The following is a 19936-nucleotide window of genomic DNA, read 5'->3' as shown; positions in this document are numbered from 1 at the left end:
TCACAGGGGATTGAGAAACACCAGCCCCGGACGGAAATACCTACAACACGGATAGAGCATCTATGAATCTGCATGAATATCAGGCAAAACAGCTGTTTGCCGAGTATGGCCTGCCGGTCTCCGAAGGTTATGCCTGTGCTACCCCACAAGAAGCGGCCGAAGCGGCCGACAAGATTGGCGGCAATACCTGGGTCGTCAAATGCCAGGTACACGCCGGTGGCCGCGGTAAAGCGGGCGGCGTGAAAGTGGCCAAGAGCAAGGATGAGATCCGTGCTTTTGCCCAAAACTGGCTTGGCAAAAATCTGGTGACCTACCAGACCGATGCCAACGGCCAGCCGGTCACCAAGATCCTGGTGGAATCTTGCACCGACATCGCCAAAGAGCTCTACCTGGGCGCCGTGGTTGACCGTGGTTCGCGCCGCGTGGTCTTCATGGCCTCGACCGAAGGTGGCGTGGACATCGAGAAGATCGCCCACGAAACCCCCCATCTGATCCACAAGGCGGCCATCGATCCGCTGGTGGGTCCGCAGGCTTATCAAGCCCGCGAACTGGCCTTCAAACTGGGTCTGGTCGGCGATCAGATCAAACAGTTCACCAAGATCTTCATGGGTCTGGGCCAGATGTTCCTGGATTGCGATTTCGCGCTGCTGGAGATCAACCCGCTGGTGATCACCGCGCAGGGCAACCTGCACTGCCTGGATGGCAAGATCAACATCGACGCCAACGCACTGTATCGCCAGCCCAAGCTGCGCGAGATGCACGACCCGTCACAAGATGACCCCCGCGAAGCGCACGCCGCCCAGTGGGAGCTGAACTATGTGGCCCTCGATGGCAACATCGGCTGCATGGTCAACGGCGCGGGTCTGGCCATGGGTACCATGGATATCGTCAACCTGCACGGCGGCAAGCCGGCCAACTTCCTTGACGTCGGCGGCGGCGCCACCAAGGAGCGGGTGACCGAGGCGTTCAAGATCATCCTCTCCGACAGCAACGTCAAAGCGGTGCTGGTCAACATTTTCGGCGGCATCGTGCGCTGCGACATGATCGCGGAAGGCATTATCGGTGCGGTCAAGGAAGTGGGGGTCAAGGTGCCCGTCGTGGTCCGTCTGGAAGGCAACAACGCCGAGCTGGGTGGTATCAAGCTGGCCGAGAGCGGCCTCAACATCATTGCGGCCAAGAGTCTGACCGATGCCGCGCAGCAAGTCGTCAAAGCAGCGGAGGCCAACTGATGAGCGTTCTGATCAACAAAGATACCAAGGTGATCTGCCAGGGCTTTACCGGCGGTCAGGGTACTTTCCACTCCGAGCAGGCGCTCTCCTACGGAACCCAGCTGGTGGGCGGCGTCTCTCCGGGCAAGGGTGGCACCACCCATCTGGGCCTGCCGGTGTTCAACACCGTCCGTGACGCGGTCGAAGCGACCGGCGCCACTGCCTCTGTCATCTATGTTCCAGCTCCATTCTGCAAGGACGCGATCCTGGAAGCGATCGACGCGGGCATCAAGCTCATCGTCACCATCACCGAAGGCATCCCGACCCTGGATATGCTGGACGTCAAAGTGAAGCTGCAAGAGACCGGCGTGCGGATGATCGGCCCCAACTGCCCGGGCGTTATTACTCCGGGTGAGTGCAAGATCGGCATCATGCCGGGACACATTCACAAGCCGGGCAAGGTGGGCATCGTCTCCCGCTCCGGCACCCTGACCTACGAAGCGGTCAAGCAGACCACTGACGAGGGCTTTGGCCAGTCCACCTGCGTCGGTATCGGCGGCGACCCCATCCCGGGCTCCAACTTTATCGACATTCTGGAGATGTTCCAGAACGACCCGCAGACCGAAGCGATCGTGATGATTGGCGAGATCGGCGGCAACGCCGAGGAAGACGCAGCCGCCTATATCAAGGCCCACGTCACCAAGCCGGTGGTCTCTTATATCGCGGGTGTTACTGCCCCTCCCGGCAAGCGGATGGGCCACGCTGGCGCCATCATCTCCGGTGGCAAGGGTACCGCCGCCGAGAAGTTTGCCGCGCTGGAAGATGCTGGCGTGAAAACCGTCCGTTCCCTGGCCGATATCGGCAAGGCCCTGCGCGAAGTCACCGGCTGGTAATTCCTGCTAGCCCGTTATCTCTAATAAAATGCCGCCCAATGGGCGGCTTTTTATTAAGAAAGTAAATTTTATTTAAAACTAGCTTTTAACTGCATTTTCAATCGCAAAAATTAATTCGCTAAATTCATCTTCAATACTTTTAATGTATTCTTCAATTGCAACTGTACGTATCACACTTTCTTCTGATTCTGCTTCACGAGCAAGTTCTTTTGCATAAAGATGATGGTCGGTCACTTCATCTCTTTCAAGAATCCAGTCGACATGTAAATCATATTTTTCTAGTAAAAGAGCCTTAACTTTAGGATGGCTAAAGACTTCTTTTTCGGGAGGGTTCACTCCTGGAAATGAATGTAATGACTCTTGGGGCGCTACACCAACATCAGCATCTCTTACTGCTATTGCTCTTTTTCCTGTTTTGTTTAGTACACGGACAGCTTCTCGAACGGCATCTTTATCTCCAATATCATGGATGGCTACTACCTTTAACAGGTCTTTCTTTTTTATACGAATGACTTCAGTTAGCAATACTTTTGCGAAAATATCCTCAACGCATATATCTAGCTGCCTGACATGACCTGATGACAAAACTGAACGAATTTGACTAGATGAGATTTTATTTACTACTTCTACGCCATTTTCATTTCTTAATAGTAACTTTCGTGATTCAGGTGGAAGTGCATTAATTATGACGCTGGAGTGAGTTGAAAGAATGATTTGATGGTGGCGCCTATTACATACATCTAAAAGATATCTTGCAAATTCATGCTGTGCACTCTCATGCAATGAGGTTTCAGGTTCTTCAAGAATAAAAAGGCTTTGTTCTGGAGAATTTTCAAGTTTGTCAACAGTATAAAGGATTCGTCCTTCTCCAAACCCCATGTTATTTTCAGAGTATGAGTATCCAAGTCTTGATGCTATACCTACTTCTGATTCTTTCCCCTTATGAGAAACGCCTTGAAATGTAACATCATCATATTTATGACCAATGATTCTAGCCATTTTACCGATGACTTTTTGGTCTATATCTCGTTTCTCTGTAAATTGGAGATTTGAACCACCATAAACACTCACATCTCTTCGTTCTACTTTGGGTATATAAACAGTGAACCCCACGTAGTAACAGTGCCGCTCAGGTTGTCTTTTGTAGCCCGACCATGCTGAGTTGGCTCGTGATATTGTTACTTCTTGTTGTTTTTTATAGTCATCTGTTTCATAAAAATAAATAGCTTTCGCTCCATCAGATATTGGTTTTGGATCTGCGGTTGAGATAGGAAAAAAATCTTTTATGTATTGTCTTTTGTATTCAACTGAGGTAGATGGTTTTTTATATGCACATATTGCAAGTTGACCTACAGTGCTTTTCCCTGCTCCATTAAGACCAGAAATGACTGTTATTGGAAAGTCTATATCAAGATCAAGTTCATAAATCCCTCTGAACCCATCGATATGAACTTTTCTCAGGCAAGGCCCAAAGTTAGCATAGCGGTTCTTTTCGCCATATTTATGTTGTAGTTTTTTAACTATATTAGCCATGCCGTTACCTACAAGTAGTTTGGAGTTGTAAAGATATTCTGTGCCGTTTGATCACGATGTTCTACCAAGGCAGCTTGCCTGTCTCCAAGCAGATAAAATCCCGTGTATTAAAATTATTGCCTTCTATCATTTCAGCCAATCGATTTGCTGACTGCTCTGGTGTCAGTGTTGCATCAGCAGGTGCCATTTTGGTAAGTAATGCTCCGGGGTGAACCGAGATAACGTTTATCCCCATGTTCTCCAGATCATCAGCCATACACAGTGACAGCATGTTTTGAGCTGCCTTTGCTATGCGATAGGAGAAAGAGCATTTTACTCCTTTGGCTGCGCCTGCCGCTTGCATATTTAATGAGCCTCTCCTTGAACTGATATTTACGATCAAGGATGGGGGTAATACATTTTCATTGCGCAATACGGCATTAACGGTTGATAGCGCACCGACACAATGGGTCTTAAATTCATAAACCAGCTGGTCGCCGGTGCTATGCCTTGTGTCGATCCCCGGGGTGCCAGCAGAGCCAGCATTATTTATGACGATATCTACTGCTCTGTCTTGGATAAAACCAAATAGCTGTTCTTCATAATTCTCATGGGTGACATCGGTTATCAGCACAGAGACGGCAGGGTAGAGAGTAGTGAGCATGTCACAAGCGCTGGTGGTTCTGACCACGGCGTAAACCTGATATCCGCGCTCGTAAAAAGTCTGAACCAGTGCTAACCCCAATCCTCTGCTCGCTCCGGTTATCAACACTGTTTTCATCACTCGTCCCATTTTGCACATTGTCATTTATCACTATCCTCAGTTTCGAGTAGCGATGCGTATTCGAGCGTTTGGTGGCGAGTATGCTACATGGATTGCCTGCTATCAGCTATTGGTGTTGTCAAGATTATTATGCCGTAGCAACCAATTTAGATGATGCGGTATCACTGTATATCGCGAGTAAGCCTCGTAATTCAAAAGCCGACCCTCTGGTCGGCTTTTGAATAAGTGGGATCAGGGGTGAGCAATATGGGTAATGTTGCCCGTTATCGCCGGGCTATTTATCCGCCTTGCCCGCCGCATCGGCAAGTTTGGCCAGCTGTTTGTCATACCAGGCCACCGGACGGTTCTCATCTTCCGCCCGCTCTTTGCGCCGGATGGCATTGCGTACCGCCATGGCCCCCAGCCAGCGGAATGGTTCTGGCGGGAAGTAGCCGCGCGGGCCGCTTACCAGGGCGCAGTCGCGCCACGGCTTGTCCTCCTCCCGCACCTCGTCTCTCACCAGGGCCGCCAGGATCTGGCCGCCGATCCAGCTCTGCGCCACCCCGTTGCCGGAATAGCCGAGGCCATAGACGATATTGGGCTGCCCTCGCCAGTGGCCGAAGAAGGGGAGGCCATCTACCGAGCGGTCGGAGGCGCCGCACCAGCTGGCGGCGATGGGCACCTCTTTGAGCGCCGGAAAGAAGCGGCGCAGGGTGCGGGTGAGAGGGGCAAGATAACGGCTCGGCGCATCGAACTCGGCCAGATGGCGGTTGGCAAAGGCGAAGGTGTTGCCCCCCTTGCCCAGCATCAGCCGCCCTTGCGGGGTCGAGCGGTAGTAGTGGACAAAGGTGCGGCCATCCACCACGGAGCGGCCGTGCGCAAGCTGCTGGGCAGCCAGGGCATCCGGCGCGGGGTCGGTTATCACCATATCGGAGGAGACCAACACGATACTGCGGCGAAACTCGCGAAAGTGCTGCACCATCGCGCTGTTGAGGGCCAGCACCACCTTGCGGGCACACACCTCACCCTGCGGTGTTTGCACCCGCGCAGGCTGGCCCGCCTCAAGGCGCTGCATAGGGGAGCCTTCATAAACCTCGACGCCCAGCTCCCGCGCTACCCGCAGCAGGCCACGCACCAGCAGTGCCGGTTGCACCGAACCGGCATGAGGGCTGTAGAGCCCCTCCAGATGAACGTGGGAGCCGCTCTGGCTCGCCAGTTTACCCTCTTCAATCACTTGCCACTGGTTAAGGTCTGCGCGTTTGAGTTCCTGCAATACCGGCTCCATCAGGCCGCGCTGCGCCTCGCTGGTGGCGGTGTAGCAGGTGCCCTCGACCCTCAGCTGTGCCTCTATGTTGTGCGTGTCGCAGAAGCGGGCGATCTCGTGCACCGCCTGCTCGGATCTTTGCACCAGCCAGGCGGCCTGCTGCTCGCCAAAGAGGCGCTTTAAGGTCAAATACTTGGCCGACCAGGTGAGCAAACAGCCGCCGTTGCGTCCGGAGGCGCCGCTGCCGCAGCTATCTTTCTCCAGCACCGTGATGCGCAAGTGTGGCTCGGCCTGTTTAAGGGCGATGGCGCTCCAAAGCCCGGTAAAGCCGCCGCCGACGATGCAGACATCGGCCTCGTGGTGGCCGTGAAGGGGTGTGGGCGGTGCGGGTTGTTCGGCGGCGAGCGCTTCGGCCAGCCAGAAGGGGAGAGTGGACATGATGACTCCTCGATAAGGTTATTGGTGGCGCCAGCGCTGGGTGCGATCCAGCAGGGCGCGGCTCAAAAAGAGCTGGAGCAGCTTGACGGTGGCGGCGGCCAGCAGGATCAGGGTGGCCATGGCGGCGGCCGCGGCGGTATCGCCGGAATCCTCCATATTGAGCACGGCGATGGAGGCGAGCACGCTGTCGCTCGAATAGAGGAAGATCACCGCCGAGGTGGTGGTCATGGCGTTGACGAACAGATAGATAAAGATTTCCAAGAGCGCTGGCAGGGAGGCGGGCAGGGTGACTCGCCAGAACGCCTTCCAGAGCGGAATGCGCAATGAGATGGCTACCAGCTCCAGCTCTTTTGGCAACTGCTTGAGGCTGGTCAGCGCCGTCATATGACCCACCGTGTAGTAGTGGATGACGCAGGAGAGCACCATCAGCGGCAGAGTGCCATAGAGGCCGCCAAAGAGCGGATTGCCGTTGAAAAAGAAGATATAGCCCAGTCCCAGCACCATGCCGGGCACCGCCAGCGACAGCATGGCAAGCAGATGCAACAGCTGGCGCAGCGGCGCAAAGTGGCGCCCCTTCTCCTGCGCCCAGGCCAGCACCATCACCAGCACGGTGCCGATAAGCGCGGTATAGAGGCCCAGTTGCAAGGTGTTGGTAAAGGGCTGCCAGCCGTAGACACTGTTGCTGTCAAAGGCGTAGTGATCCAGCGTCAGTCCGAGGTTATAGGGCCAGAACTGCACCAGGGAGCCGTAAACGGCCATCCCCACCAGCGCCAGAAACAGCAGGGCCCAGAGCGTGCACCAACCGAGCGCCAGCAGATCCCGCAGCCGATGGGGTTTGGGTTGATAGGGCACCGCCTTGATGCTGCTCTGCTCCTGCATCTTGCTGCGCACTCTGTGCTCCAGCGCAAAGCTCAACAGTGCCGGCAGCAGTAGGGTGACGCTGGCAACGGCGCCCAGCGAGAAGTTCTGCATCCCGATCACCTGCCGGTAGATGTCGGTAGCCAGCACGCTGTACTGGCCGCCAATCACCTTGGCAACTCCGAAGTCGCAGATGGTGAGGGTGAAGACGGCGATGGCGGCGCTGAGCAGGCCATAACGGGCGGTAGGCAGGGTGACGGTGACAAAGGTGCGCCAGCCGCTGCTGCCCAGCACCCGGGAGGCTTCATAGAGGCGGGCATCGCTCTGACCGAGCGCAGTGATAAGGATCATCAGGGCGTGGGGGAAGCACCAGAAGCCCAGACCAATGACGATGCCGATGGGGCCGTAGATGCTCTCGCCGCCGAGCAGCCCCTTGGCGATCCCCTGATTGCCAAACCAGTAGACCAGACTGATGGCGGGCAGCAGGGAGGGCATCAATAGCGGAATAAGGCCGATGAGGCGAAACAGGGGCTTGCCCGGCATGCAGGTGCGGGTGAGGGCATAGGCGTAGCCAAAGGCGATGGTCACCACCAGCGCAGTGATCAGCACCCCGAGCCAGAGGGTGTTGCCGATGGTGCGCCCCAGATGAGGGGAGTCGAAGTAGGCGCTGAAGTTGGCAAGGCCCACCCAGAGGCCGTTCTCATCCTGCAGGCTCTTTTGCAGCATGGTGAGCAGCGGCAGCAACAGACCGCCGGTGAGCAGGGCAATTCCGAGCACCAGCAGGATCAGTTGCAGCAGCTGATCCCGGCTCCAGCCGCGACAGAGCCGCTGCCAGCGAGAGTCTTGGCGGGCTGTCACTGGTGGCAGCAGGGAGGAGGTCGCGAAGGGGGCTGTCATGGGCGATCTCCTTCAAACAGCTGCATCGCTCCGGCGGGCCAGTGCAGCGAGCAGCGCATGCCGCTGCGCCAGCCACCCTGTTCGTGGCGGGGCAGCTCGTGGGTCGGGCGCTCCACCAGGATCTGCTGCGGGCCCAGATAGGTGTCGGCGGTGCAGATCAGACGCTGGGCGGCGCCGAGAAACTCCACCTGATCGATGATTGCTTCAACACCATGTTGGCCAAGATACGGCTCGCTCGGCGCACTCAGGGTGATTGCCTCGGGGCGGATCGCCACCTGCAATTTGCTGCCAGCTGCGGCCTGATTGGCGAGTTGCAGCGGTTGTTCGTTGAGGCGCACCTGATTGGGGCTCAGCACCAGGGTCTCGAGGAAGTTCATGGTGCCGACGAAGCTTGCCACGAAGCGGCTGGCAGGCTGGTGGTAGATCTCCTGCGGGGTGCCCACCTGCACGATGCGGCCGCCCTCCATCACCACGATGCGGTCGGCCATGGTCAGCGCCTCTTCCTGATCGTGGGTCACCATGATGGTGGTGATGCCAAGGCGCTGCTGCAGGGCGCGGATCTCGCTGCGAAGATGGGTGCGCACCAGTGCATCCAGCGCGCTGAGCGGTTCGTCCAGCAACAGCAGGCCGGGGGAGAGGGCCAAGGCCCGGGCCAGCGCCACCCGCTGCTGCTGGCCGCCTGAGATCTGGCTCGGGTATTTGTGGGACTGGGCAGTGAGATCCACCAGCCCCAGCCAGTGGTCCACCCGCTCCTTGATGAGATCCCGCGCCAGCCCCTGATTCTCAAGGCCGAAGGCGATGTTCTGGGCCACCGTCAGGTTGGGGAAGAGGGCATAGGACTGAAACACGATGCCAAAGTCGCGCTCCTGGGGCGGCAGGCGGGAGATATTGCGCCCTCCTTGCCAGATCTCGCCGCTGTCTGGCAGATCCAGCCCGGCGATCGCTCTGAGCAGGGTGGTTTTGCCGCAGCCGGAGGGGCCGAGAAAGCAGATAAACTCCCCCGGCTCAATGGTCAGAGAGATCCCCTTGAGGGCCTGAAAAGCACCGAACTGCTTGTTGAGATGTTGAATGTCCAGATAGGGCTGGGTCATGGTTCGACTCGCTACTGATTTGGTATATACCAGTTTGCAGGTGAAGTGTGACGGTCAGGTGATCGGGGGATGACAGCTTGATGACAGTCAAATGAGATCGGGTCGCCAGCAAGTGGCTGGGCACTGTGCGAATGGACTAAGCATCGCTAATTGAAGGCAATGCAAACTCGGGAAGTTAAAACCAAAAAGCGAAGGCCAACAGCTGTTGGCCTTCGACTGGCAGTTTATTGGCAGCGGTGTGTCTGGCGTGAACAAACCGCCGACCTTCACGCTTACTGCTTGGCTTCGGTCTTGCCGTCGAAGCTGGCGCTCCACTGGGCCAGGATGGCGTTACGCTCGCGGGCTGCCCAGCTAAAGTCGTTGTCGATCATCTGGCCTTTGATATCCGCCGGATAGCCCGCTCTCGGTTGGGCTACATCGGGGATGGCGACCACGGCAAACGACTTGTTGTAGAGGGCGTTGGCCTGTTCGGTGGCGGCAAAGTCGAGCAGCTGTTTGGCGGCTTCCAGCTTGGGGGTGCCCTTGATGATGGCGGCGGCTTCCATATCCCAGCCCGACCCCTCTTTCGGGAACACCACCTCGATGGGGGCTCCCTTGGCCTTGAGGCTGGTAGCCGGGAAGTCGAAGGAGATACCGATCACCGTTTCACCGCTGGCGGCCAGCTTGCAGGGGGCGGAGCCCGAGTGGGTGTAACGGTCGATGTTCTGGTGAAGGCCGTTCATAAATTGCCAGCCCTGCTGCTCGCCCATGCTCTGCAGCCAGCCCGCAACGCTCAGGTAACCGGTGCCGGAGGAGCTGGGGTTGGGCATGATCACCTTGCCCTTGTAGATGGGCTTGGTGAGGTCGGCCCAGCTGGTGGGGGCCGGGATCCCCTGTTTTTCCGCCTCTACCTTGTTGAAGCAGATGGCGCTGAAGAAGGCGTCCAGACCGATCCAGTGCGGCTCGGCCTTGCTGTCGCGAAAGCGGCTGTCGAGCTTCTCCAGCCCTTTCGGTGCATAGGCATTGAGCATCTGCTGCTGATCGAGCTGCATCAGGCTGGTGGCGGCCAGTCCCCACACCACATCCGCCTTGGGCTGCGCTTTTTCTGCCAGCAAGCGGGCGGTGACCACGCCGGTGGAGTCACGCACCCACTTGATGTTGATGTCCGGATGCTGGCGTTCGAACGCGGTTTTCAGCTCGTTGAGCTGCTCCGGTTCGAAGGCGGTGTAGACGGTGAGATCGGTCGCGGCCAGTGCCGGGGCGGTCATGGCAGCCAGCACGGCGGCGGCCAGCAGATGGGTTCCCTGTTTCATCCTCTTCTCCAGTTAAATTGGTTTGGTATAAACCAGATTGGTCGAGAGAGAGGCTAGGGGATCTTTATGACGTGACCGTGACAGCCCCGTGACGTTTTGCCGTTCCTGATTTATCCGTGACTAATCCTGGGTATCCACCTCGATCTCCAGACTGTCGTGACGCCAGTACTCCAGATCGAAGTCGAGCACCCGGCCGTGCTGATCGAAGTTGAGTCGTTCGAGGCGCAGGGCGGGTAGGCCGGCGGTGGCCCCCAGCGCCTTGGCCACCTCGTCCGGCAGGGCGGTGGGGAAGAAGCGCACCTGCATGCGGGCGTAGTGGAGATCGTAATGGGCCTGGTAGATCTCGGTCAGACTGCCGTTGAGATCCAGCGCCAGCAGGCCGGGTACCCGCTCGGGCAGGCAGTGGTTCTCGCAGTAGCAGATGGCGCGCCCGTTGGCGTAGCGCAGCCGTTTTAGCAGAAACAGGCTGTCGAACGGCTTGAGCTGCAGCTGCGCCATCAATGCGGGCGGCACCGCCTGACGGCTTTTCTCCAGTAGTTCGGTGTGCGGCTCACCCCCTTGCTCCCGCACTATCTGGTGAAAGTTGGAGGTGCGTCTGGGGTTCAAGCGAAAGCGTGGCGGTGTGACGAACCAGCCGCGGCGATCCTCCCGATAGATAAGGCCGTTCGCCTCCAGCTGCACCAGCGCCTCGCGGATGGTGACCCTTGTGGTGCCATAGAGTTCCCCCAGCAGCCGCTCGGAGGGGAGCTTGTCGTTGGGGGCCAGCCCCCCCGCCAGGATCTGGTTGGCGAGGGCATCCTTGATCTGCAGATATTGCGGTTTGCTCATGAAAATCCCTGGTTTTGCAATAAGTTGTGCAATGAGTTGGGCAATGGGCTGGGCACAGGGCTGGTCATCTGCCCGGTGGTTAAAGGGCAACATCAACATGTGTTGGTAGATACCAGTATCGCCCCTGTTGTTCAGGCCTCCTAGATTATCGCGATCCCGGCGCTGAAAATGAATTTTTTGTTGCACGTAGCGCCACCCATTTGACCTTGGCGGGGCAGTTACCCACAATGCGCTCATTCTGGTATATACCAAATGGAGCGAAGTCATGACCCATATTCCTGCGGCCCCCGCCGCCGTCGATTACCTGCTGCTGACCCCGGGCCCCCTCTCGACCACTGCCACGGTGCGCGCCGCCATGCTGCAAGACAGCTGCACCTGGGATGCGGACTACAACCAGGGCGTGGTTGAGCCCATCCGCCGCGAGCTGGTGCGGCTGGCAACTGGCCCTGAATATCAAAGTGACTACAGCGCCGTGCTGCTGCAGGGGAGTGGCAGCTATGTGGTGGAGAGTGTGCTGGGCTCGGCGATAGGCGTCTATGAGTGTCTGCTGATCATCAACAACGGCGCCTACGGTGCCCGCATGGGGGAGATGGCCCGCTGCCTTGGCCTGCGCCACCACGAGCTGGACTGCGGCGAGACCACCCGCCCGGAGCCCGCCGCCATCGAGGCGATGCTGGCGCGCCACCCCGAGATCACCCATCTGGCCATGGTGCATTGCGAGACCACCACCGGCATGCTCAACCCCCTTGAGGAGGTGGCTGCGCTCTGCCAGCGCCGCGGCATCCGCCTGATCGTCGATGCCATGAGCAGCTTTGGCGGTATCCCCATCGACATGGGACGCCTTGGCATCGAGTTTCTTATCAGCTCGGCCAACAAGTGCATTCAGGGGGTACCGGGCTTTGGTTTTGTTATCGCTCGCCGCGCCGCGTTGGCGGCCTGTGCTGGGCGCGCTCGCTCGGTCTCCCTCGACCTGCATGCCCAGTGGCAGACCATGGAGCAGCAGGGGGGCAAGTGGCGCTTTACCTCGCCCACCCATACCGTGCTCGCCTTTGCTCAGGCGCTGCGCGAGCTGGATAAAGAGGGGGGCATTGCCGCCCGCCATCGGCGCTACAGCGAGAACCAGCGCACACTGGTGGCGGGGATGGCTGAGCTCGGCTTTGCGCCGCTGCTGCCAGAAAAATGGCAATCCCCCATCATCACCGCCTTCTACTCTCCGACCCACCCGGACTACCGCTTCGCCGACTTCTACCAGCGGCTCAAGGCGCAGAGCTTTGTCATCTATCCGGGCAAGGTATCGCAAGCCGATTGCTTCCGTATCGGTAATATCGGTGACGTGACCCCTGAGCGGGTGCGGGATCTGCTCGCCGCCATGGCCAGCGCCTGCTACTGGCAAGGGGACGCGCGATGACCAGCATGCAGGCTCAGGGTCGTGATCTGCGTGGCCGCGATTTGCATGACCATAAGCTACACGGCAGCGGCCGCGCCGACAGCGAAGGGGATATCAACCTTGGCGAGGGGCGGGCGCGCTGGTGGGCGGGCCAGAGCGAAGATGTACAGGCTGGATTGGTGGAAGATAGCCGCTACTTTCTCCATCAGGCCCTCTCCACCCCCTGTCTCGATCTGATTGAGGGGGCGCAGGGGAGCTGGTTGACCAGCGTATCGGGCAAGCGTTACCTCGATTTTCACGGCAACAGCGTTCATCAGCTTGGCCACGGCCACCCTAGGGTAGTAGCCGCGGTGCAGCAGCAACTCGCTGATCTGCCGTTCGCGCCCCGCCGCTACACCCATCAGGTTGCTATCGATTGTGCCCGCACTCTGGCCGAACTGGCCCCAGGCGATCTCAACCGGGTGCTGTTCGCTCCCGGCGGCAGCGAGGTGGTGGGGATTGCCCTGAAGCTCGCCCGTTTCATCACCGGCAACAGCAAGGTGGTATCCCTGTGGGATGCCTTTCACGGCGCCTCCCTCGATGCCATCTCGGTTGGCGGCGAGGCCTGTTTTCGCGCTGGTATGGGCCCGCTGATGGCCGGCGTGGAGCGCATCCCACCGCCCACCCGTTATCGCGGTGCCTGGTATCGCGGGGAGGGGGATGACCTGCACTACGCCGATTATCTGGAGTACGTCATCGAGAAGGAGGGAGGGATCGGCGCCTTTATCGCCGAGCCCATCCGCAATACCGATGTGCAGGTTCCCTCGAAGGCCTACTGGCAGCGGGTGCGAGAGATCTGCGATCGCCACAAGGTGCTGCTGATCGTCGACGAGATCCCCAATGCCCTAGGCCGCACTGGCCACTGGTTCAGCTTTGAAGAGTTTGGCATCGAGCCTGACATCATCTGTCTGGGCAAGGGGCTGGGGGGCGGGGTAGTACCGTTTGCCGCGCTCATTACCCGCGACCGTTTCAATCAGGCGGCAGCTATTTCCCTCGGTCACTACACCCACGAGAAGAGCCCTATCGGCTGCGCGGCGGCCCTCGCGACCATCGCGACCATCCGCGAATCTGGATTGTTGGCAAAAGCGCAGGAGGATGGCCGCTTTATGGCGGCAGAGCTTGCAGCGCTTGCCGAGCGTCACCCGCTGATCGGGCAGGTGCGCGGTATCGGCCTCCTGTGGGCGCTCGATCTGGTGGTCGATCGCCAGAGTCGCACCCGCAATAGCCTGGCCGCCGAGCGGCTGCTCTACCGCTGTCTGGAACTGGGGCTCAGCTTCAAGGTCTCCCAGGGCAATGTCATTCAGCTCTCGCCCCCACTCAATATCGACCGCGCCGATCTGGTGCGCGCCATCACCATTCTCGATCGCGCCCTTGGCGAGATCACGCTTTCACCGAAACAGGAACACCACCATGACTGACTTGCAGATTGCTGTAGATCCGATCACCGACGTAGAGGCGCTGATCCTCGACTGGGCTGGCACCGTCGTCGATTTCGGCTCCTTCGCCCCCACCTCCATCTTCGTCGAGGCCTTCGCCCGCGCCTATGACTTCCCCGTGACTCTGGACGAAGCACGCCAGCCCATGGGCCTTGGCAAGTGGGATCATATCGCCGCGCTGGGCCGTTTGCCCTCGGTGGATGCGCGCTGGCAGGCCCGCTTCGGCCATCCTATGAGCCACGCCGAGGTGGACCACATTTATCACACCTTTATGCCGCTGCAGATTGCCGCGGTGACCCGCTTTGCCGCCCCCATCCCCGGTGTGCTGCCTGTGTTGGACGCTCTGCGGGTGCAGGGGATGAAAATCGGCTCCTGCTCCGGTTATCCCCGTCCGGTGATGGAGGCGCTGGTGCCAGCGGCGGCCGATCACGGCTATCGCCCGGATCACTGGGTCGCTACCGATGACCTCAAAGCCGGTGGTCGCCCCGGCCCCTGGATGGCGCTGGCCAACGTAATTGAGCTGGGAGTGAGCGCGGTGCATCGCTGCATCAAGGTGGATGACGCCGTACCCGGCATCAGCGAAGGGCTGAAAGCGGGCATGTGGACGGTGGGATTGTCGGTTTCCGGCAACGAATTTGGTGCCACCTGGGAAGAGTTTGCCGCCATGAGCGAGGCGGAGATCGCTGCCCGGCGCGCACCGGCCGAGGCCAAACTGCGGGCGGCGGGGGCGCACTATGTGATTGATACCCTTGCCGACATCGCCCCGGTTATCGCCGATATCAACCGCCGTCTGGCCGCTGGCGAGCGGCCGTAGGCCATCTGCTTGGTCTAACAAAAGCGCTTGGCTGGCTTGAGATACAACACGCCCCCATCCGGGGGCGTGTTGCATTTACAGGGGGAAGCCGTGCGCGGTCAGCGGATATCGATCCGCATCAGGGGAGAGGGGGCGTTGTCGACAAAATGGTGCCAGATATGGTCGTAGAGTGCCTTCTGGCCGGGGAAACTCACCAGCGCCTTGGCCTCGGCCAGGGAACACCAGCGATATTCGGTGTGCTCGTCGTTGAGGGTCACCGCCTGATTGGGCGGACAATAGACCACAAAGACCGGTACAACCTCCACCGTATTCAGGCTCGCCTCGTAAAACTGCTCCAGATACTGGCCGTTGTAGAGTTCGGTGACCCTGATACCCGTCTCTTCGCCAAACTCCCGAATAATGGTCTGCCAGCCGGTTTCACCCGCCTCCACCGTGCCTGCCACATGACACCAGAAGCCCCCCTTGACCCGTTTCATCACCAGCAATCTGGTTTCGCCATCGACAGTGGTGAGGGCAACGCCAGAGACGGCCTTGCAGCGAATGGGGATCATGATCTTCTCTCCGGATTTGGGCTCTGTAATCGCCACGAACAGTGTGAAGGCGTGTTAATTGAAATACGCCTCGGCGGGTAGGCCCATGACCTCTATTTCATTCAGTCCATTTTTGGCCAGATAGTTGGCCACCAGATTGAACCCCACCCAGTAACCGGCATATTTGGGAAATGGCCGGTTATCACGGCAGTAGAAAAAATCTAAAAAGTTGAACTGCTTGCTGGACAGATGGGGCGTCATCTCTGCCAGGAGCGATTGCCAGTCATGATGATGAGACTCCTTGAACAGCGAGGGGAGTGTGCCGCCATTGAACCTCTGCTCAAAGTAGCAAGCCAGCCCTTCAAAAATCAGGTTTTCGGCCAGAGTCTCTGCTGCCACCTTGTTCTTCTTTTGCACGATATGGTGGACTTCGTGGGCCAGCACGGCAGGCAATTCGGTGATGATTACCTCTTTGATGTCGGGCCTCTCCAGATCAAGCTGGAGTTCTATCCGATACATGTTGATGGCCCAGCCACCGATACCCGAGTCGGGCGCATCCCCCTCGGCAAAAGGGCTGAAGGTTACATCCAGTTGGGAGAGATCGAACAAGGCATTCAATTTGTTGGCCGTCTTGGCAAAGACGTGCCTAATGGTGTCATCAAGCCCATCGAATTTGCCCGAGTCGTTTAACAGGGTGAGTTGCATCCAGACATCCTTGTCTATTGAAAGAGAGTGCTGAGCCACTTGCGTGGTCGCGGCGCCATATCACCACAATTACCCTCCTTCAATCAAGGGGTTACCCGCCCATTATGCTTGCCGTCTGGATCGCCTCGATCAGCGCGGCCCGGTTGATACGAGGGCGCTCGCCATCGAGCAGTTGCTGCCACAGCGCAATGGCCTGACTGTAGCGACCATGCAGGAAGTGATCGGAGGCGAGCAGCATCAGGGCGCTCACTTCCCCCGAGTCCTGCTTGAGAGCGCTCTCCAGCAGGCGGGTTGCCTCGGGAGTCAGCTGTTGGCCCGCCTGATAGTAGAGCACGGTGGCTTGCGCGGCCTGGGTCGCCGCGCTGGCCCCCCCCTCCAGCAGGGCGATTCGCTGGTAGGCGAGCAGGGCGTTGTCATATTCGCCGCGATAGAGATAGAGCTGGCCGAGCGCCGCCCAGCGGTCGAGATCGGCAGGGTTGGTTTGCAGGCGCTGGTGCAGGGCGCCCAGCTCCTTGTCCTGCAGATCCCGCGGGCTCAACCCCGCCAGCGGATCGGGACGGGATGCATAATCCTGCCATGCCTGATAGCGGCCGGTGCTGAGATACACAGCGGCAACGGCCGCGATGGCCAGGAGGCTAAGCAGCAACAAGGCCCGCCCGTGCCGGTTATTGCGACCGCGATTGTCATGCTGGTTGGCCAGTTGCGCGCGCAGGGCCAGCTCAGCCGCCGGGATGGCGTTGGCCAGGCGGGCGGCAACTAGCTCCTTGTAGAGTGGTTGGTCAGGGGAGAGACCTGTCTGCTCCCCATGCATGATCAGCCAATTCAATTCGCTGCGGGGATCGGCCGCAGGTTGATGAATGGGTTCAATCATTGCTCTAACGACAGGGATGGCTTGTACCTTTGTGCGCGTCAGGCGGCGAAACAGGGTCAACAGCGCCAGCCCCAACAGCAGCAGGGGGCCGCCCCACAGCAGCGCCGTGCTGGCCTTTAAGGGGGGATCGTAGCGGACGAAATCGCCGAAGCGCTCCGTCATCCGGGCGATCACCTGCTCATCGCTCTGTCCCTCGTCCACCCAGCGGTAGAGCTCTAGCCGCAGATCTCTGGCGATGGGGGAGTTGGACTCTACCAGATTCTGGTTCTGGCACTGGGGGCAGCGCAGGGCGCGGGCCACTTCCTGAGCGCGGGTCTGCAGCTCGGGGTGGCGAAACTGATAGGTATTGACCCCGCTGGAATATGCAGTTGCACTCAGCAGCATGGCGAGGGCCAGCAGGGCGCAAGCAAGAGAACGGCACATCATGGCTGTGTCTCCCGAGCTGATGTTGCAATAGATGGCGCAATCGCGGGTGCCATTGTGGCGGCCTTTATCTGCGCATCCGCTCGCGCCTTGTCGAGCAGGGGGGTAAACTGGCGTTGCCAGATCCCTTTGGTAAGCTCGCCGGTATGGCGGGCGAGCAGGGCACCATCGGCATCAAACAGATAGGTTTCCGGCGTGCCGTAGACGCCGAGCTCAAGGGCCAGTTTGCCGTCGGGGTCGGCCAGCACGGCGCGATAGGGGTTACCCGCCTCGGTGAGCCAGGCGCGGGCGGCGTCCCCCTTGTCCCGGTAGTTGAGGCCATAGAGGGGCACGGCGCTGGCCAGCTCACCCAGCAGCGGATGCTCGGCGCGGCAGTTGGGGCACCAGCTGGCCCAGATGTTGAGCACAAAGGGCTCCCCCTTGAACGCCGCGGTGTGGATGGGAGCACCGCCAAACAGATTGTCACTCTGCCAGGCGGGCAGAGTGCGCCCTGCGACGGCCTCATCCTGGCTGTAGGGGTTGTTGCCAAGGCCGAGCCAGAGCAGAGCACCGAGCCCCAGGGTGAGCACAAGCGGCACGAACAGGAGCAGACGGGCGTTCATAAGGACTCCTGATTGAGCAGAGGGCGAGGCGAAGATCGCACTGGACTGCGACTAGGGGCCAGCAGCGGCCGGCGGGCGAGCAGGCGCAGGGTGCCGCCAGCCATCATCAACAGGCCGCCGAGCCAGATCCAGCGCACCAGCGGCTTGTAGTGCAGCCGCATGGCATAGGCGCCGGGTCCCATCTTCTCGCCAAGCACCACGTAGAGATCACCAAACAGCCCCCAAGCGATGCCGGGCTCGTTCATGTTCATGGTGCGTACGCTGTAGTGGCGCCGCTCCGGCGTCAGCCGCGCCACCTCTTTATCGTTCTTGTGCACGCTAAGCGTGATGCGCTCGGCGGTATAGTTGGGGCCGATCACCGGCTCGCGTCCCTCATAGCGAAACTCGAAGGCACCGAGCTGGTAGGGCTGGTTGGCACTTAGCACAGTGCCCCCCTCCTGACTGTGGTGACTCACCTGCGCGATGCCAAGGGCACACACCGCCACCCCGAGGTGGGCCAGCAAGCTGCCGAACCGATTGAGGGTGAGCTCGCGCAGCGACGTCAGTTGCAAGAGCGGGAGCAACAGGCTGGCCATCAGCCAGAGGCTCACTATATTGGCGAGGATGCCGTTCCAGTTACCGGAAAAAGATCCCTGTTCCAGATAGGCAAGGCTAATGAGCCCGCCGCCAAGCAGGCCAAACAGCGGCGGCAACAGAGCGTTGAGTCGGGAATGTGGCGCAAGCTGCTGCCAGCGCAGGCGCGGCAGCTGGGTCATCAGCCCCATCAGGCAGAGGGCCAGCGGCACGAAGATGGTATTGAAATAGGGGGCACCCACCGAGAGCGAACCCAGATGGAGCGACTGGAACACCATGGGGTAGAAGGTGCCGAGCAGCACGCTGGCGCAGGCCACGCAGAGCAGCAGGATGGCGGCGCCGAGCAGCCCCTCCTTTGACAGCAAGCCAAAGCGGGCGTAGGGGGCGCGAATGTCCGCCCGCAGGGCAAACAGGGTGAGGGCGCAGGTCAATAGCAAGCCGAGCAGTAACAAGAGGGTGAGGCCGCGGCTGGGGTCCACCGCAAAGGCGTGCACCGAGGTGAGCACCCCGGAGCGCACCACGAAGGTGCCGAGCAGGCTCAAGGCGAAGGTGAAGATGGAGAGCAACAGCACAGCGTGACCATAGGCGCCGCGCTTCTCGCAGAGAATCAGGGCGTGCAGCAGAGCGGTGCCGAGCAGCCAGGGCAAGAGGGAGGCGTTTTCCACCGGATCCCAGAACCACCAGCCGCCCCAGCCGAGCTCGTAATAGGCCCACCAGGAGCCCAGCACGATACCGGCGGTGAGAAACACCCAGGAGCCGAGCGCCCAGGGGCGACTCCAGTGGGCCACGGCGCCATCCAGTCTGCCCGAATGGAGCGCAGCCATGGCGAAGGCGAAGTTGACCGCAAAGCCGACGTAGCCGAGATAGAGCAGGGGCGGGTGGATGATAAGGCCGATATCCTGCAGCATGGGGTTGAGATCGCGCCCCTCCAGCGGCCCCGGGAACTGGCGGTCAAACGGGCTGGAGAAGATCAGGGTATAGAGGCCGAACAGCCCGACGATCAGCCCCATGATGGCCAATACCCGGGTTGTAATCAGCGGATCGACCCGCCTGGAGCAAAGGGCCACCAGGGCGCCCCACAGCCCCAGCGCAAAGACGAAGAACAGCATGGAGCCCTCGTGGCCGCCCCACACGGCCGCCAGCTTGAAGCCAAGCGGCAGGGCGCTGTTGGCGTGCTGGGCCACATAGACCAGGGTGAAGTCATCGAGGCCAAAACAGCTGGCGAGCAGCAGCAGGGCGGCCAACAGCAGGATCGCGACCAGGAGGGCCAGCGGCTTGGCGCAGCGCAGCAGGGTCGGGGAGGCGAGCCGTAATCCCAGCCAGGGCAGTGTGCCTTGCAGCAAGGAGAGTGCCGCTGCCAGCAACAGTGAGAGATAGCCGAGCTCCGCCAGCACATAACCTCCAGTCAATCATTCGTCTATGTTATGCCGCAGCGTCTGCACCGTACCGGCGCTGGGGGATAACATCCACCTTTCTGGCAACAACCAATCGCAACAACTCATCGCAACAAAT

Annotated in this window: 17 protein-coding genes; 5 read left to right on the top strand and 12 right to left on the bottom strand. The window is 59.7% G+C overall.

All coding sequences use genetic code 11. The annotated features are described in order from the left end of the window. The first annotated feature begins 62 nt into the window (after positions 1 to 62). Both sucC and sucD read left to right on the top strand, forming a co-directional pair. On the top strand, positions 63 to 1229 hold the full coding sequence (gene sucC, locus A9G06_RS17070) for an ADP-forming succinate--CoA ligase subunit beta (RefSeq protein ID WP_005361097.1): 1167 nt from the start codon (positions 63 to 65) through the stop codon (positions 1227 to 1229). After that, the gene (sucD, locus tag A9G06_RS17065) at positions 1229 to 2101 is read left to right on the top strand and encodes a succinate--CoA ligase subunit alpha (RefSeq protein ID WP_069555975.1); all 873 of its coding nucleotides are present in this window, start codon (positions 1229 to 1231) and stop codon (positions 2099 to 2101) included. Before sucC ends, sucD begins: the two co-directional genes overlap by 1 nt. A 78-nt stretch (positions 2102 to 2179) precedes the next feature. Here the strand turns inward: sucD and A9G06_RS21620 are convergent, their stop codons facing one another. The 7 genes from A9G06_RS21620 to phnR form a co-directional block, all read right to left on the bottom strand. Beyond that, positions 2180 to 3634, bottom strand: coding sequence for an AAA family ATPase (locus A9G06_RS21620; protein WP_083243816.1), 1455 nt, complete (start codon positions 3632 to 3634; stop codon positions 2180 to 2182). A 61-nt stretch (positions 3635 to 3695) separates the two neighbouring features. After that, complete coding sequence (locus tag A9G06_RS17060) at positions 3696 to 4394, bottom strand: SDR family NAD(P)-dependent oxidoreductase (RefSeq protein WP_171903399.1); 699 nt, start codon at positions 4392 to 4394, stop codon at positions 3696 to 3698. A gap of 277 nt (positions 4395 to 4671) precedes the next feature. Next, positions 4672 to 6078 (bottom strand): FAD-dependent oxidoreductase, encoded by a 1407-nt coding sequence (locus A9G06_RS17055; RefSeq protein WP_069555973.1) that lies wholly within the window; start codon positions 6076 to 6078, stop codon positions 4672 to 4674. Positions 6079 to 6096: 18 nt separating this feature from the next. Further along, positions 6097 to 7833, bottom strand: a complete 1737-nt coding sequence (locus A9G06_RS17050; RefSeq protein WP_069555972.1) for a putative 2-aminoethylphosphonate ABC transporter permease subunit — start codon at positions 7831 to 7833, stop codon at positions 6097 to 6099. Then, positions 7830 to 8924 carry a putative 2-aminoethylphosphonate ABC transporter ATP-binding protein gene (locus A9G06_RS17045; RefSeq protein WP_069555971.1) on the bottom strand — a complete coding sequence of 365 codons (1095 nt, stop codon included), beginning with the start codon at positions 8922 to 8924 and terminating at the stop codon, positions 7830 to 7832. The genes A9G06_RS17050 and A9G06_RS17045 overlap by 4 nt, the downstream gene beginning before the upstream one ends. A 272-nt stretch (positions 8925 to 9196) precedes the next feature. Next, entirely contained in the window at positions 9197 to 10216 is a 1020-nt protein-coding gene (locus A9G06_RS17040) for a putative 2-aminoethylphosphonate ABC transporter substrate-binding protein (protein WP_069555970.1), read from the bottom strand. A 120-nt stretch (positions 10217 to 10336) separates the two neighbouring features. Continuing rightward, complete coding sequence (phnR, locus tag A9G06_RS17035) at positions 10337 to 11044, bottom strand: phosphonate utilization transcriptional regulator PhnR (protein ID WP_005352498.1); 708 nt, start codon at positions 11042 to 11044, stop codon at positions 10337 to 10339. 265 nt (positions 11045 to 11309) lie between these two features. Here phnR and phnW point away from each other — a divergent pair, with 265 nt between their 5' ends. From phnW to phnX, 3 genes are read left to right on the top strand one after another with little or no spacing between them, the layout of a single operon-like run. Beyond that, complete coding sequence (gene phnW, locus A9G06_RS17030) at positions 11310 to 12452, top strand: 2-aminoethylphosphonate--pyruvate transaminase (protein WP_069555969.1); 1143 nt, start codon at positions 11310 to 11312, stop codon at positions 12450 to 12452. Continuing rightward, positions 12449 to 13888 (top strand): aspartate aminotransferase family protein, encoded by a 1440-nt coding sequence (locus A9G06_RS17025; RefSeq protein WP_069555968.1) that lies wholly within the window; start codon positions 12449 to 12451, stop codon positions 13886 to 13888. Before phnW ends, A9G06_RS17025 begins: the two co-directional genes overlap by 4 nt. After that, positions 13881 to 14720: a phosphonoacetaldehyde hydrolase gene (phnX, locus tag A9G06_RS17020; RefSeq protein WP_069555967.1), complete on the top strand. Its 840-nt coding sequence runs from the start codon at positions 13881 to 13883 to the stop codon at positions 14718 to 14720. The genes A9G06_RS17025 and phnX overlap by 8 nt, the downstream gene beginning before the upstream one ends. Positions 14721 to 14818: 98 nt before the next feature. Here phnX and A9G06_RS17015 read toward each other — a convergent pair whose 3' ends face one another. The 5 genes from A9G06_RS17015 to nrfE form a co-directional block, all read right to left on the bottom strand. After that, positions 14819 to 15271: an NUDIX domain-containing protein gene (locus A9G06_RS17015; protein WP_069555966.1), complete on the bottom strand. Its 453-nt coding sequence runs from the start codon at positions 15269 to 15271 to the stop codon at positions 14819 to 14821. Between the two features lie 54 nt (positions 15272 to 15325). Beyond that, entirely contained in the window at positions 15326 to 15955 is a 630-nt protein-coding gene (locus A9G06_RS17010) for a DUF2268 domain-containing putative Zn-dependent protease (RefSeq protein ID WP_069555965.1), read from the bottom strand. A gap of 91 nt (positions 15956 to 16046) precedes the next feature. Further along, complete coding sequence (nrfF, locus tag A9G06_RS17005; RefSeq protein WP_069555964.1) at positions 16047 to 17252, bottom strand: heme lyase NrfEFG subunit NrfF; 1206 nt, start codon at positions 17250 to 17252, stop codon at positions 16047 to 16049. Beyond that, a complete protein-coding gene (locus A9G06_RS17000) occupies positions 17249 to 17851 on the bottom strand; it encodes a DsbE family thiol:disulfide interchange protein (RefSeq protein ID WP_069555963.1) in 603 nt (200 codons plus the stop codon). The genes nrfF and A9G06_RS17000 overlap by 4 nt, the downstream gene beginning before the upstream one ends. Continuing rightward, positions 17848 to 19818 carry a heme lyase NrfEFG subunit NrfE gene (gene nrfE, locus A9G06_RS16995; protein WP_069555962.1) on the bottom strand — a complete coding sequence of 657 codons (1971 nt, stop codon included), beginning with the start codon at positions 19816 to 19818 and terminating at the stop codon, positions 17848 to 17850. The genes A9G06_RS17000 and nrfE overlap by 4 nt, the downstream gene beginning before the upstream one ends. Between the last annotated feature and the right edge of the window lie 118 nt (positions 19819 to 19936).

It is taken from the genome of Aeromonas sp. DNP9 (genome assembly GCF_001728955.1).
Taxonomy (GTDB): Bacteria; Pseudomonadota; Gammaproteobacteria; order Enterobacterales; family Aeromonadaceae; genus Aeromonas; species Aeromonas veronii.
This window is presented reverse-complemented; position numbering and strand designations above follow the sequence as displayed.